This window comes from Parafrankia soli (genome assembly GCF_001854695.1).
GTDB classification, from domain to species: domain Bacteria; phylum Actinomycetota; class Actinomycetes; order Frankiales; family Frankiaceae; genus Parafrankia; species Parafrankia soli.
In genome coordinates, this window is the sequence record NZ_MAXA01000010.1 from 1 (window position 1) to 14,346 (window position 14,346).

The 14,346-nt window shown below is 70.3% G+C and carries 11 protein-coding genes and 2 pseudogenes; 8 read left to right on the plus strand and 5 right to left on the minus strand.

Annotation, left to right across the window (positions count from 1 at the left end):
* Positions 1 to 449: helix-turn-helix domain-containing protein (locus BBK14_RS02845; protein ID WP_131802146.1), on the minus strand; the 449-nt coding region annotated here is incomplete at its 3' end.
* A complete protein-coding gene (gene tnpA, locus BBK14_RS02850) occupies positions 446 to 898 on the minus strand; it encodes an IS200/IS605 family transposase (protein WP_071059667.1) in 453 nt (150 codons plus the stop codon). The genes BBK14_RS02845 and tnpA, both read right to left, overlap by 4 nt.
* A gap of 95 nt (positions 899 to 993) precedes the next feature.
* Here tnpA and BBK14_RS36545 point away from each other — a divergent pair.
* Positions 994 to 1,092 (plus strand): annotated as a pseudogene (locus tag BBK14_RS36545) (SDR family mycofactocin-dependent oxidoreductase); the annotation flags it as partial.
* Positions 1,093 to 1,166: 74 nt separating this feature from the next.
* Here the strand turns inward: BBK14_RS36545 and BBK14_RS02855 are convergent.
* On the minus strand, positions 1,167 to 1,637 hold the full coding sequence (locus BBK14_RS02855) for a helix-turn-helix domain-containing protein (RefSeq protein WP_071059668.1): 471 nt from the start codon (positions 1,635 to 1,637) through the stop codon (positions 1,167 to 1,169).
* 135 nt (positions 1,638 to 1,772) lie between these two features.
* On the opposite strand from BBK14_RS02855, the gene BBK14_RS02860 reads away from it, so the two are divergent.
* Together BBK14_RS02860 and BBK14_RS02865 are read left to right on the plus strand one after the other, a co-directional pair.
* Entirely contained in the window at positions 1,773 to 3,524 is a 1,752-nt protein-coding gene (locus tag BBK14_RS02860) for an ABC transporter ATP-binding protein (protein ID WP_071059669.1), read from the plus strand.
* The gene (locus BBK14_RS02865; RefSeq protein WP_071059670.1) at positions 3,521 to 5,437 is read left to right on the plus strand and encodes an ABC transporter ATP-binding protein; all 1,917 of its coding nucleotides are present in this window, start codon (positions 3,521 to 3,523) and stop codon (positions 5,435 to 5,437) included. Before BBK14_RS02860 ends, BBK14_RS02865 begins: the two co-directional genes overlap by 4 nt.
* Before the next feature lie 73 nt (positions 5,438 to 5,510).
* On the opposite strand, the gene BBK14_RS02870 is transcribed toward BBK14_RS02865, so the two are convergent.
* Complete coding sequence (locus tag BBK14_RS02870; RefSeq protein ID WP_071059671.1) at positions 5,511 to 5,984, minus strand: hypothetical protein; 474 nt, start codon at positions 5,982 to 5,984, stop codon at positions 5,511 to 5,513.
* 69 nt (positions 5,985 to 6,053) lie between these two features.
* Between BBK14_RS02870 and BBK14_RS02875 the strand changes: the two genes are divergently transcribed.
* Positions 6,054 to 6,923: an FGGY family carbohydrate kinase gene (locus BBK14_RS02875; RefSeq protein ID WP_275078442.1), complete on the plus strand. Its 870-nt coding sequence runs from the start codon at positions 6,054 to 6,056 to the stop codon at positions 6,921 to 6,923.
* Positions 6,924 to 7,075: 152 nt separating this feature from the next.
* Here the strand turns inward: BBK14_RS02875 and BBK14_RS02880 are convergent, their stop codons facing one another.
* The gene (locus BBK14_RS02880; protein WP_071059672.1) at positions 7,076 to 8,077 is read right to left on the minus strand and encodes a LacI family DNA-binding transcriptional regulator; all 1,002 of its coding nucleotides are present in this window, start codon (positions 8,075 to 8,077) and stop codon (positions 7,076 to 7,078) included.
* 185 nt (positions 8,078 to 8,262) lie between these two features.
* Between BBK14_RS02880 and BBK14_RS02885 the strand changes: the two genes are divergently transcribed.
* From BBK14_RS02885 to BBK14_RS02900, 4 genes and pseudogenes are all read left to right on the plus strand, one after another.
* Entirely contained in the window at positions 8,263 to 10,740 is a 2,478-nt protein-coding gene (locus BBK14_RS02885; protein ID WP_071059673.1) for a glycoside hydrolase family 2 TIM barrel-domain containing protein, read from the plus strand.
* A gap of 45 nt (positions 10,741 to 10,785) precedes the next feature.
* Positions 10,786 to 13,221, plus strand: a complete 2,436-nt coding sequence (locus tag BBK14_RS02890) for a glycoside hydrolase family 3 N-terminal domain-containing protein (RefSeq protein ID WP_071059674.1) — start codon at positions 10,786 to 10,788, stop codon at positions 13,219 to 13,221.
* Positions 13,222 to 13,395: 174 nt separating this feature from the next.
* Positions 13,396 to 13,869: pseudogene (locus tag BBK14_RS02895) on the plus strand (ATP-binding protein); the annotation flags it as partial.
* A gap of 108 nt (positions 13,870 to 13,977) precedes the next feature.
* The coding region (locus BBK14_RS02900) for a DUF4277 domain-containing protein (protein ID WP_241831072.1) at positions 13,978 to 14,346 on the plus strand (369 nt) is incomplete at its 3' end.

Below are 14,346 nucleotides of genomic sequence, written 5' to 3' on the forward strand. Positions count from 1 at the left end.
CGGGCCAGTTCCCGCTGCGCCCGGGCGAGCCGGCCGGCCGCCGCCGCGAGGTAACGGGGGTTCCCGACGTGACGGCCGTCGGAGAGGGTTACCAGCGACGCCACACCCAGGTCCGCCCCGACCACCGCCCCGGTGGCCGGGAAGGGCTCAGCGGGTACGTCGTCGCAGGACAACAGCACATACCAGCGGCGGCCTTCCCGCCTCAGGCTGATCGTCTTGACCGTGCCGGCCACGGGCCGATGCTGGTTGACCCTGACATGTCCGATGCCCTGCAGCCGGACCCAGGTCCGGGTGGGATGGCGGATCATGGTCTTCGACGGGTGACGCCAGACGTCGCGGCGTTCCTGCAACGCGGCGTTGTACAGCGCCCGATGGTCGCCAAGCATCACGCTCAGCGCCGCGGCCTGCCGGGCGGTCGGGCGGAGCTGGAACTTGAAGGAACGTCTCACCGGGCGTGCTCCATGCGCCACGGCCGCTCGTACCGGGTGTCGATGTACCGGCGGACCGTGTCCGCGGACACCACACCGACAGCGGCCACGACATACGACCGTGACCACAGGATGGGAAGCCCGGACCGCAGGTGCCCGAACCCCGCACGCAGCACATGCGAGGAGAAACCCTTGAGCTGGTTGACGACATACGACGGGGAGTGCTTCGGGTGAGCCTTGACGAACAGGTGCACGTGGTCGGGCATGACTTCCAGCGCGATGACCGACCAGTCGCGTTCGGCGCACCTCTCGCGAACCAGTTCGCCGCAGCGGGCACCGATCGGCCCGGCGAGCACGGGACGGCGGTACTTCGGGCACCACACGACGTGGTACCCGAGGTCGTAGACGCCACCCGCGCCCACCGCCGCCCACCGCCGCCCACCGCCGCCCACCGCCGCCCACCGAACCATGATCCAAGTATGCCAGCGCCGCACACCTACCAGGGCTACGGTCCATACCCGATTCCCCTGACGGCTGAAGGCGCCAATCCCCTCGGGAGCGCCTGATGGGAAAGCTCGACGGCAAGGTCGCGTTCATCACCGGCGCTGCCCGAGGCCAGGGCCGCAGCCACGCGGTCCGGTTAGCGCAGGAGGGTGCCGACATCGCACCGTCGTCCCGGTCGACGCCGGCCAGCCGAACAAGCGGTAACACAACGCAACAGCTGTCGGGCGCGGCGTGTCAGGGCGTGTCCGCGGCGCCGGGGGCTGAGGGCACACCGGCGGTGGGTTGACGCCGGTCGAGCAGCCCGGCCAGGACCTCGAGCGCGTCTCTCACCCGCTGGATGTCGGCCGGGTCGGTGCTGCCGATCGCGGCGGCGAGGGTGTCGTCGATGGGCGCCGAGGGCCGGTCCTCGGCACGGCGCAGCGCCTCGGCCGAGGGACGGACGAGTGTCCTGCGACGGTCGCGGGGGTCGCTGACGGTCTCCAGGGCCCCGACCTCGCGCAACCGGGCGACGCACGCCGAGACCTGGCTCTGCGGGAACCTGACCCGCGCGGTGATCTCCGAGATCGAGCTGTCGGGGTTCCCGAAGACGTCGAACACGACCGCGCGCGTCGGACCGGACATCCGGTGGAGCCCTATCTCCGGGATCGCCTGCTCGCCAAGCTTCATCAGCCTGCGACCCAACTGGAAGAGCTCGAATCCGTCCATGGCAACCTTACAGCAACAGCGATGCATCTCTCAGAGATGCATCTATCTTGATGGAAGTGGATCTGTCCGGCTAGTGTTACAGCCGCTCAGTCCGCGTACGGTCCGCGGGCCACCCGACCGCCCCTGTGAGTCTTCGTGCTGATTCGCCTGCTGCTGCGCTATGCGCGTCCGTACCGACGGGCCACAGCTCTGGTGGCCATCCTTCAACTCGTCCAGACCGCGGCGGCGCTCTACCTTCCCGACCTGAGCGCCGACGTGATCGACAAGGGTGTCCTGACCGGCGACACCGGCCACATCTGGCGGGTCGGCGGCGTCATGATCGCGGTGTCCCTGGTGCAGCTCCTGTGCGCGATCGCCGCCGCGGTGCTGGCGGCCCGGGTGGCGACGTACCTGGCGCGTGACATGCGCGCCTCGCTGTTCGGCCACGTGCAGTCCTTCTCCTCGACCGAACTGCACCTCTTCGGCGCTCCGTCGCTGATCGTCCGGACAACCAACGACATCACGCAGATCCAGGTCCTCGTGCAGATCACCCTCGCGTTCATGATCACAGCACCGATCATGTGCGTCGGCGGCGTCGTCTTCGCGCTCGGCCAGGACGTCCCGCTGTCGCTCCTGCTCGTCGTGATCGCCCCGCTGCTGGGCGCGGCGATCCTGGTCATCCTGCGCCGCATGACACCGCTGTCAGCCACGCAGCAGAGCACGACGGACTCGGTGAACCGCATCATGCGTGAGCAGATCACGGGGCTGCGTGTCGTCCGGGCCTTCGTCCAGGAGGACCACGAACACGCGCGCTTCGTCGCGGCCAACACCCTGCTCACCGACGTGTCCGTACGGGCCGGCCAGCTCATGGCTCTGATGTACCCGCTGGCGACCGCGGTCGCGAGTCTCGCCGGCGTCGCCGTCGTGTGGTTCGGCGCATTGCGCATCGACTCCGGGGCGATCGGCGTCGGGACGCTGTCGGCGTTCCTCGGCTACGTCATGCAGATTCTCGGAGCGGCCATCATGGCCACCTACCTGCTGCGCATGCTCCCCCGGGCGGAGGTCTGCGCCGGACGCGTCCGCGAGGTGCTCGGCACCGCGAGCACCGTCGTCCCGCCCGCCACAGCCGTCCCGCCCGCCACAGCGGTGCCGGCTCTCACCCGGCGCACACACGTCGAGCTGCGTGGCGTGGGATTCCGGTATCCGGGCGCGGAGGCGGCCGTGCTCAGTGATGTGAACATCACCGCGGGCCCCGGCGAGACAGTCGCGATCATCGGCAGCACCGGCAGCGGCAAGAGCACCCTGCTCAGCCTGATCCCCCGGCTGGCCGACACGTCCGAGGGCATGGTTCTGGTGGGCGGCGTCGACGTACGCGCGCTCGACCGGGCGCTGCTGAGCCGAACGATCGGCTATGTCCCGCAGCGGCCCTTCCTGTTCTCCGGAACCGTCGCCACGAATCTGCGTTACGGCGACCCCGAGGCCACCGACGACGAGCTGTGGCGGGCCCTCGGCATCGCCCAGGCCCGGGCGTTCGTCGAAGCGCTCTCCGAAGGTCTGGACGCACCGGTCTCGCAGGGCGGCACGAATCTCTCCGGCGGCCAGCGCCAGCGGCTCGCCATCGCACGCGCCCTGGTCGGGCGGCCGGCGGTGTACCTGTTCGACGACTCCTTCTCCGCCCTCGACAACGCGACCGACGCGCGGCTGCGGGCGGCGCTGGCCCGCGAGACGGCGGAGTCGGTGGTCGTCATCGTGGCCCAGCGGGTGAACACGATCCGCGGTGCCGACCGCATCGTCGTGCTCGACGAGGGACGGGTGGTCGGCGTCGGCACCCACCACGCACTGCTCGCCGGGAACGCGACCTACCGCGAGATCGTGCTGTCACAGATGACCGAGGCGGAGGCCGCATGAGTCGGAATCGCGCCGCCCGGAATCACCCCGCCCAGGGCCTCGGCGCCGCGACGGGCGGCCCGCGCCGGCCCGACAGGTCCGCGGACTCCCGCGGCACCGTGCGCCGGGTGTGGCAGGCGATATCCCGGCAGCGAGGACTGCTCGTGGGCACGGCCGTCTTCGGTGTCGCCAGTGTCGTCCTGACCGCTTCGGGCCCATGGCTGCTCGGCCGCGCCACCAACCTTGTCGTCGAAGGCACGCTGGGCCGCCAGCCCGACGCGGCGCGGTCTCCGGCCGGTGTCACCGACGGCGCCGCGGCAGCCGGTTCCGGCATCGACTTCGACGCGGTCGGACGGGTGCTGCTGTACGCGACCGCGGTGTACGTGGCCGCCGGGTTGTGCGCCGTGGTCCAGGCGTGGACGGCCAACCTCGCCGTGCAGCGGGTCACCCGGCAACTGCGCGAGGACGTCGCCATCAAGATTTCCCGGGTGCCCGTCTCCTATTTCGACCGCCAGCGCCGCGGCGAGATCCTCAGCCGGGTCACCAACGACATCGACAACCTCGGTCAGAGCCTCCAGCAGGTGTTCGGGCAGTTCGTCATCCCGCTGTTCAGCATCGCGGGAATGCTGGCCGCGATGTTCTGGATCTCATGGCTGCTGGCGCTGATCGCGCTCGTCACCGCCCCGCTGTCCCTCGTCGCCGTGACGGCGCTCGGTAAACGGGCCCAGCCCTTCTTTCTGGAGCAGTGGAAACAGACCGGGCGACTCAACAGCCACATCGAGGAGATGTACACCGGCCACGCCCTGGTCAAGGTTTTCGGGCGCGACCAGCAGGCGATGGACGTCTTCATGGAGAGCAACGACGAGCTGACCGGGGCGACCTACCGGGCGCAGGCGGTGTCAAGCGCCATCCAGCCGGCCATGATGTTCATGAGCAACCTGAACTACGTCCTCATCGCGGTCGTCGGCGGGGTGCGGGTCGCCGCCGGCGCGCTGACGATCGGCGACATCCAGGCGTTCATCCAGTACTCCCGCCAGTACAGCCAGCCGCTGGCGTTCCTCGCCAGCATGGCCAGCACCGTGCAGTCCGGCGCAGCATCGGCCGAACGGGTCTTCGAGATCCTCGACGCGCCCGAGGAGTCACCGGACCCCATCGAGGCGAACCAGCCGGCATCGACCGTCACGGGTCGGGTCGCGTTCGAGAACGTGTCCTTCCGGTACACCCCGGACAAGCCACTCATCGAGAACCTGTCGCTGACCGCCGAGCCCGGTCACACCATCGCCATCGTGGGCCCGACCGGCGCGGGCAAGACCACGCTGGTCAACCTGCTCATGCGCTTCTACGACGTCGGCGAGGGTCACATCACCCTGGACGGCGTCGACATCGCCACGATGGCGCGGGCCCGCCTGCGTTCCAGAGTCGGCATGGTCCTGCAGGACACCTGGCTGTTCAGCGGAACCATCGCCGAGAACATCGCCTACGGCGCACGGGGAGCGACCCGTGACGAGATCGTCGCCGCGGCGACGGCCGCCCACGCCGACCGGTTCATCCGGACTCTGCCCGACGGCTACGACACAGTGATCGACGACGAGGACTCCGGGCTCAGCGCCGGCGAGAAACAGCTCCTCACCATCGCCCGGGCGTTCCTCGCCAGACCCGCGATCCTCATCCTCGACGAGGCCACCAGCTCCGTCGACACCCGCACCGAAGTTCTCATCCAGGAAGCCATGGCCCGGCTACGGGAAGGGCGCACGGCCTTCGTCATCGCCCACCGGCTGTCCACCATCCGTGACGCGGACACGATCGTCGTCATGGAGGACGGTGCCATCGTCGAGCAGGGCACGCACGATCGCCTCGTCGACGCCGACGGCGCCTACACCCGCCTGTACGCCGCGCAGTTCGCCGATGCGGCGGCCCGGATCGGCTCGGACTGACCTGGGCCTACCGGCCGCTGGAGCCAGTGGCCCGGGCCAGCAGGCCGCCAGTACGGCACACACCACGCCTGGTTCAGGGCCAGGCGATGAAGCCTTCGTGGCGGATGGTCCAGCTGCCGTCACGGGGGAAGCCCGGGAGGTCGGTGCCGGCGCCCTCCCAGCCAGCGACCATGAGCGACACGGCCGCGAGCAGGCCGCCGTTGGCGGGAAGATAGATGGGGAGGAAGCTGCCCATCTGCGGGCAGTGGCCGGTGGGCAGGTACCGGTTCTTCGGACGGTCCATGAGGAGCGCGTCCACCGCGAGGTCGGGGCGGCCGATGCGCGTCGCCGTCATCGCCATGACCGGGAAGTCCCAGCCCCACGCGGAGTCCCACTGCCAGGTGTCCCGGACGGCGAGGAGCGTCGTCTCCGTGGTGGCGGCGTCGATGAGGGGGGTCACGGGCACGACACCGAGAGCGCACAGCATCGAGGGATGGTCGTCGCGCCGCAGATAGGGCTCCGTGGCGATCGCCGAGTAGACGCCCGCCTCCTCGCGGGGCGGCGCCATGCCGTCCTGGATCTGCTGCCACTGTGCGTTTGAGGCGTTCGCGCCACCGCTGGGCGATTTCCAGGCCCGCTGGCCAAGCTCGTGTGGTTCCGCGAGCAGGACCCGGAGACCTTCGCGGCGGTGCGCCGCTGGGTGGGGATCAAGGAGTACATCCTCGCCGACCTGTGCGGCGAGTGGCTCGTCGACCACTCGGTGGCATCCGCCACCGGGCTGCTCGACCTGGCCGCCCTCGACTGGGACGGTGAGGCGCTGGACGTCGCCGGCATCGACCCGGCCCGACTGTCCCGCCTCGCCGCGACGACCGAGGTCCTCCCCCGCCTCACCCCGGCCGCGGCCGCGGCACTCGGGCTGCCGGCCGCGACGCCAGTGGTCGTCGGCGCGAGCGACGGGGCACTGGCGTCGCTCGGGGTGGGAGCGGTGCACGGCGGGGTCGCGTCCTGCTCGATCGGGACGAGCGCCGCGATCCGGGTGATGGTCGACCGGCCGACCGTCGACCCGTCCGGGCACCTCTTCTGCTACGCCCTCACACCGGGGCGCTGGGCCGTCGGCGGGGCCATCAACAACGGCGGCCTGGTGCTGCGGTGGGCACGGGACGCACTGGCGCCCGACCTGGAAGACGAGGCGGCCGTGCTGGACATCGCCGCCCGGGCCCCGGCGGGCTCCGACGGGCTGCTGATGCTGCCGTACCTGACCGGGGAACGGGCACCGCACTGGGACTCGCTCTCCCGTGGGGCCTACGTCGGGCTGACCCGGGGGCACCGCCGCGAGCACCTCGTCCGGGCGGCACTCGAAGGGGTCTGTCTGCAGCTCGCACTGGTCGCCGAGTCCATCCGGGCCGCCGGGATCGAGGTACGCGAGATGGAAGGCCCACAGCCCGTCCAGAGATCGCCGCTCCCGTGTCGAACCGTCCTGGGGACGAAGCATTCTCAGGCTCCCTGAAGATATGCGGCGGCAACGCTGGCGTTTCCGCGGTGCACGGAGACATTCAGCCGCCGACGGACGAGCCGAGCAAGCGGTTGCCACTTGTTGCCGCGCGCCATCCCCGGGCCGGGCACGGCTGAACGACAGGCCGATATCCTGTCGCCTGAAAACTAGGTTGATTCGCGGCGGACGAGGATGGCGCTCACCGGGGGCCGCCAGTCCGGCAGTGGCCGGCCTTCGGTCTGGTTGATGGCGTATTCGGCGAACCCGCGGCCGAGGGTGGCGGTGTCGAACCGGACAGTGGAAAGCGCGGGGACGAACATTGTCGCTATGGGGCTGTCGTCGTGGCCGATGACGGCGAGGTCGTCGGGTATCCGTATCCCGATGCGGATCGCGGCGCTGACGACGGCGGCGGCGACGTCGTCGTTGAAGGCGACGACGCCGGTCACTCCGGCGCCGTGCCAGGCACGGACCGCGTCGTCGGCGGATCCGTCGCGGTAGTCGATGTACCTGATGTCGACGGGTGGCAGGTCGAGGGAGTGGGCTCGTTCCCGGGCCGCGTCGTGGCGGGCCTGGACGAGGGAGGACGGGAGGGGGTCGGCAAAGGCGGCGTAGGCGAGCTGGCGGCGGCCGTGTTCGTACAGGTGCTCGACCTGGAGGCGGGGTCCCGCGCTGACGGCCAGGGAGAGGTCGAGGGGTTCCTGTCGGGCGGGGTCCGGGAAGATCCGGCGGATCCCGCAGCCGCGCATCGAGGCGATCTCGTCCGGGCTGAAGGAGGTGAACCCGAAGACACTGTCCGGGGTCAGGAGCTCCCAGAGGGGACGGGTCTCGCCGTGGGGCCGGCGGGTGTAGGTGACGAGCGAGTAGCCGGCCTCGTCCAGGACGCGGGACGCCTCGTCGAGGTAGATCCGGAAGCTGTACTCGACGGGCCAGTCCGGCAGGACGAACAGGACGATCCTGCTGCGGCCGCTGGCGAGGGCCTGGGCGGCGCTGTTCGGCCGGTAGCCGAGGCGCAGTGCCGCTTCGAGCACCCGCTCCCGGGTGCCCTCCGAGATCGTCTGCCCCCGGGTCCGGTTGAGGACGAAGCCCACCGTCGCCCGCGAAACCCCTGCGACCGCGGCAACATCCGTGGCGGTGACCCTTCGCTTCGCCGTCGCCTCTGACACGGCCACCGCCCCCCTCACTCAAGCCCACTTGCGCGCGCTAACAGCACGATGTTAGCTTGTCTACCCACGACGCTAGTACGTGCTAGTGGCCTGGGGCACCCGCCTTCGCGACCTCGGGTCACCTTTCGCGCGCAGGTGCCATCCGCCCGAATCCACGACGAACAAAGACTGCGTTGCCAGGGAGAGCTCGGTTGATCCGTTCATCCTTCAATGACGGCTGGTCCTTCCGCCGGAAGACCGACGCGTTCCTGGAGATCCTCGGCCGGGCCGACGCCCCCTGGCAGGACGTCCGGCTGCCCCACGACGCGATGGTCGGGCTCGAGCGCGACGGAGCCGACACCGAGGCGGGTCAGCGCGGCTACTACCCGAGCGGGGCATACCAGTACAGAAAGACGTTCTTCGCGCCGGAGGAGTACCGGAACCGACGGGTCACCCTCGAGTTCGAGGGTGTTTACCGAAATGCCCGGGTCTTCATCAACGGTGATTTCGCGGCGCAGTGCGCCTACGGCTACTCCAACTTCTACGTCCGCACCGATCACCTGCTGAAGTACGGCAGCGACAACGAGATCGTCGTGGAGGCGCGCAGTGGCAACGACACCCGCTGGTACTCGGGTGGCGGGGTCTACCGCAACACGAAACTGATCGTCGGCGATCTGGTGCACCTCGCACTGGACGGGGTGAGGATCACGACTCCGGCCGTGGACGACGACCTCGCGGTGGTCGCGGTGGCGACCGAGATACAGAACGAATCCCCGGTCACCCGGGCCCTCGAGGTGCTCACCGAGATCGTGGACGCCGACGGCACGGTCGTCGCCGGGGACACCGCTCCGGTCACCACGTTCATCGGCGACACAGTCACCCTGCGCCAGCGGCTGCCCGTGCCACGACCGGAACTGTGGGGGGTGGACCGGCCCTACCTCTACCTCTGCCGGACCAGCGTCATGGCGGACGGCGAGCTCCTGGACCAGGAGACCACGCGCTTCGGCATCCGTACGCTCACCGTTGATCCGCTGCGGGGCCTGCGCATCAACGGCGAGACGGTGAACCTGCGCGGCGCCTGCATCCACCACGACAACGGGGTGATCGGCGCCGCGACCATCGACCGCGCCGAACAGCGCCGGGTCGAGATCCTCAAGCAGGCCGGCTTCAACGCCATCCGCAGCTCCCACAACCCGATGAGCAAGGCGCTGCTCGACGCCTGCGACCAGCTCGGCGTTCTCGTGATCGACGAGCTGTTCGACGCGTGGACCCGCTCGAAGGTGAGCCAGGACTACGCCCTCGACTTCGCCACCTGGTGGGAGTCCGACGTGCGGGCGATGGTCGGCAAGGACTTCAACCATCCCAGCGTCATCCTCTACTCGATCGGGAACGAGATCCCCGAGACGGGCACCGCCGCCGGCGCGGCGATCAGCCGCCGGCTCGCCGAGACGATCCGCTCGATCGACAGCACCAGGTTCGTCACGAACGGCGTCAACGGACTCCTCGCCGGCGGCCCCGACCTGCTCGCCTCCTTCGCCGGCGAATCCCGGAAGAAGGACAGCGAGAGCCTCGACGTCAACGGCTTCATGACGCGGTTCCGTGAGTTCATGCCAATCCTCATGAGCTCCGAGGTCGTCGGTTCGAAGACCGCCGAGTCGATGGCCTGCCTCGATGTCGCCGGCTACAACTACCTCGAATCACGGTACGAGCAGGACGGGGCGCAGTTCCCCAACCGGGTGATCGTCGGAACCGAGACCTATCCCGCCGACATCGACACGAACTGGCGGCTCGTCCAGGACCACAGCCACGTCATCGGTGACTTCACCTGGACCGGCTGGGACTACCTCGGCGAGCCGGGGACCGGCCGGATCGAGTACGAGGGCGACAGCGAGACCACGAATTCCGCGCTGAACCACCAGGGCGGCTACCCGTGGCTGACGGCGTGGTGCGGGGACATCGACATCACCGGCCACCGCCGGCCCGCCTCCTACTACCGCGAGATCGTGTTCGGCCTGCGCGGCGAGCCCTACATCGCCGTCCACCGCCCCGACCGCTTCGGGCGGGCGGTCAGGGTCGCGATGTGGTGGTCGTGGAGCGACTCGGTCTCCAGCTGGAGCTGGAACGGCCACGAGGACAGGCCCGTGCGGCTCGAGGTGTACTCCGCGGCGGACGAGATCGAGCTCCTGATCAACGGCAGGCGGGTCGGCACGGCCCCGGCGGGTGAGAAGAACCGGTTCAGGGCGGAGTTCGAGACCGTCTACGAGCCCGGCGAGATCGTGGCCGTCGCCTACACCGGCGGCCGCGAGACCGGCCGCACCTCGCTGCGGTCCGCGACGGGCGAGGTCCGCCTCGAGGCGGCGGCCGACCGCACCCGCATCACCGCCGACGACACCGACCTCGCCTACGTCGCCCTCACGCTCGTCGACGGGGCCGGCAACCTCTACAACACCGCCGACCGCAAGGTGGCCGTCGAAGTGACGGGACCCGCCGTGCTCCAGGGCTTCGGCAGCGCGGACCCCAGGCCGACCGAGAACTTCTTCGACACGGTCCGCACGACCTTCGACGGCCGGGCGCTCGCCGTCATCCGCCCGACGGCACCCGGCTCGATCACCGTCACCGCCACGGCGGAGGGCTGCGAGCCGTCCACCGTGCGCATCGAAGCCGAACCCTCGGGCCCCTCCAGCGAATGACCCGCTGATCGCATCAGTGCTGATCACATCAGTAAGGAATCGACGATGACGTACGACGCCCCACTGACGCCTGAGGCCCGGGCGGACGCGCTGCTGCGGACCATGACGGTGGAGGAGAAGGCGCAGCAGGTCACCGGGCTGATGCCGATCGGGCTTCTCGGCGTGGACGGCCTGGTCCAGGCGCAGGCCGAGCGTCTTCTGGGCACCGGGATCGGCCACATCGCGCCGCTCGGGATGCTCAGCCACCGCACGCCCGCGAACCTGGCGAAGGCTGTCAACGAGATCCAGCGTTTCCTCGTCGCCCGGACCCGCCTGGGCATTCCCGCGCTCTTCCACGTGGAGGCGCTCAACGGTGTGGTCTCCCCCGGGCTGACCACGTTCCCGACCGCGATCGGGCTCGCCGCCACGTGGAACCCCGCCGGGGTGGCGGAGATGGCGGACGTCCTGCGCCGGCAGGCCCGGGCCATCGGTCACCCGTTCGTCCTGTCCCCGGTGATGGACGTGGCCCGCGACGCCCGCTGGGGGCGGGTGCACGAGACCTACGGCGAGGACCCGTACCTGGTGTCCGCGATGAGCGTCGCGTTCGTCCGCGGCATCCAGGGCGACGACCCGCGCGAGGGTGTGATCGCGACCGGGAAGCACTTCCTCGGCTACGCCCTCACCGAGGCCGGACAGAACATGGCACGCACCGCCATCGGGGCCCGGGAGCTGTACGAGGTGTACGCCCGCCCGTTCGAGGCCGCGATCAGGCTCGCCGGCCTCGCGGCGGTCATGAACTCCTACAGCACCGTCGACGGCGTCCCGGTCGGCGCCAATCGGGAGATCCTCACCGGCCTGCTACGGGACCGCCTCGGCTTCGCCGGCACCGTCGTCTCCGACTACGAGACCATCCGCCACCTGTACAAGCGGCTCGGTGTCGCGCGTGACGCCGAGGAGGCCGGCCGGCTCGCCCTCGCCGCCGGGCTCGACGTCGAGCTTCCCGTCCCCGACGGCTACGGCCCCACGCTCGCGCGGGCGGTCCACGCCGGCACGGTTCCCGTCGAGCAGCTGGACCAGGCCGTGTGGCGGGTCCTGCGGGACAAGTTCGCACTCGGCCTGTTCGACCGGCCCTACGCCGACGAGGACCCCGTCGTCGTCAACGAGGTCGCCCGCCAGGGTGTCGACCTCTCCTACCGGCTCGCCCAGCAGTCGGTGACCCTGCTGGCGAACGACGGCACCCTGCCGCTGTCCCGGGACCTGCGCCGGATCGCGGTCGTCGGCCCGCACGCCGACGGGATCTCCTTCGCGTTCCCGCCCTACACCTACCCCGCCGCGCTGGAGATGCTCCGTGCCCGGTTCACCGGCGAGCGGGCCCACATACCCGGCACCGAGAACATGGCCGGCGACATCACCCCCGAGGCGACCGCGCTCATGCGCCAGGAGCTTTCCGGCCCTATCGGGACGCCGATCGACGACTACATCCGCGACGCCTACGGCGCGCTGTCCCTCGCCGACGCCGTCCGCCGGGCCGTCCCCGGCGCGCAGGTGACCGTGGCCGCCGGCTGCGGGGTCCTCGACGAGGAACCGGCCGACATCCCGGCCGCGGTGGCCGCCGCCGCGGACGCCGACGTGGTGATCCTCGCCCTCGGCGGGCGGGCCGGCTGGTTCACCCCCCGGATCACCGAGGGCGAGGGCTGCGACACCGCCAACATCGACCTGCCGGCGAACCAGGTCGCGCTCGTCGAGGCCGTCGCCGGCACCGGAACGCCGTGCGTGGGGATCGTGTACACCGGCCGGCCGATGGCCCTGACCCCGGTCGTCGGCCTGCTCCCGGCGCTGCTCTACGGCTACTACGGCGGCCAGCACGCCGCCACCGCCATGGCCGACGTGCTCTTCGGCGACGTCAACCCGGCCGGCAAGCTCCCGATCTCCATCCCGCGGCACTCCGGGCAGGTGCCCGTCTACTCCGGCCAGCCCACCGGCACCGGCTACCGGCGCACCGACCAGGACATGCACCTGGGCTATCTCGACCTGCCGTCCGGCCCGCTGTTCCCGTTCGGCCACGGGCTGAGCTACACGACCTTCGACTACACCGACCTCACGGTCAGTTCGCCCGAGGTCGACAGCGAGGGCGCCGTCACCGTCGGGCTGACCGTCCGCAACACCGGCGACCGTGCCGGGGAAGAAGTCGTGCAGCTCTACTTCTCCGACCAGGCCACCGGCGTCACCCGGCCGGCCCAGGAGCTGGTCGGCTTCACCCGGATCAGCCTGGACGTCGGCGCGGCGGCGACCGTCGCCTTCACCGTGCCCATGAGCCAGCTCGGCTACGTCGCCCTCGACGGCGGATTCGTTCTCGAACCCGGCCCCATCCAGATTCTCGCGGGCAGCTCCTCCGACGACATCCGCCTGCGCGGCAGCTTCGACGTCGTCGGAAAGGTCGCCGACCTGGACGGCCGCCGGTCCTTCCTCTCGGACGTCACCGTCAGCGACACACGCCCTTGAACCACCGGCCGCGCCTTCCGGGAAACCCGACCGCCACCTTTCCGGGCCGGGCTCCCGCCAGGTGCCAGTCGCTGACCGAGGTCAGCGGATTCTTACGGAGATCTCCATGCTCACCTGCATTACCTGTGCACAGTTAACTGACCGGTGTTTGTCGTGAGCACGCCCACCGATCCGGTGACGGCGGCACCAGAAGCGGCACCAGAAGCGGCGTCGGCGGGGGTCGCGGCAGGGCTGGCGGCTGGGCTGATCGAGGCGGAGGCGGAGCGGCGGGCGCAGCAGGCTGATTCACAGCGTGAGGTGTTGTTCGCGGACGAGCTGCTGCCGGGTGTGGGCGGTGAGCGGCTGTCATTGCGGCAGGGGCTGGCCGCCGGTGGTTCGGTGACGTTCCTGACGTTGATGACGCTGTCGGCGCTGGACGAGCTGGAGTCGGCGGCGCTGACGACGCTGGCGCCGGACATCCGGGACGCGTTCGGGTTGAGCGACGGCGCGATCGTGTTCATCTCCGCGGCCGCCGGGGCGTTCCTCGTGCTCGGTGCGCTGCCGATGGGCTGGCTGGCGGACCGGTGCCGGCGCTCCCGGGTCATCGGCTGGGCGGGTGTCGTGTTCTCGGTGATGGTGCTGGCGAGCGGACTGGCGGCGAACGCGTTCCCCTGTACTCCGCACGTTCGTGCGGTGTCCTGAACGTGTGACTCTTTGATCTTGTGGTGTGTTGATCGCCCTGGTGTGTAGGGCTTCCGGTCTGGGACGRTTCGTCGTGTGCTGRCTGCCGCGGATCTGCTCTAYGGGCCCCCGAGCGTGGAGAAGTTCCTGGGCCCGCTGCCGGTGGTCTGTGACCTGCTGGCACGCCTCGACCTGGTCGGCATCATCGACCGGCTCTGCCCGATCCAGGAGAAGAAGGCCCGCTACACCCACGGCCAGGTCATAGCCGCGCTGGTCGCCAACCGGCTGTCCTCCCCGACGCCGCTGGTCCGGGTCCAGCGCTGGGCCGAGAAGTGGGCGGTCGCGGAGATCTTCGGGATCGAGCCGGACGCGCTCAACGACGACCGGTGCGGCCGGGCCCTGGAGGCCCTGGCCGAGCAGGCCGACGCCGTCGTCGGCTCGATCGGCGCCCGCGCGATCGAGCGG

Bases quoted from the DNA above. Each gene is read 5' to 3' on its own strand.
- BBK14_RS02865 (WP_071059670.1), top strand. From the start codon at position 3,521: ATGAGTCGGAATCGCGCCGCCCGGAATCACCCCGCCCAGGGCCTCGGC.
- BBK14_RS02855 (WP_071059668.1), bottom strand. From the start codon at position 1,637: ATGGACGGATTCGAGCTCTTCCAGTTGGGTCGCAGGCTGATGAAGCTT.
- tnpA (WP_071059667.1), bottom strand. From the start codon at position 898: ATGGTTCGGTGGGCGGCGGTGGGCGGCGGTGGGCGGCGGTGGGCGGCG.
- BBK14_RS02870 (WP_071059671.1), bottom strand. From the start codon at position 5,984: ATGGCGCCGCCCCGCGAGGAGGCGGGCGTCTACTCGGCGATCGCCACG.
- BBK14_RS02890 (WP_071059674.1), top strand. From the start codon at position 10,786: ATGACGTACGACGCCCCACTGACGCCTGAGGCCCGGGCGGACGCGCTG.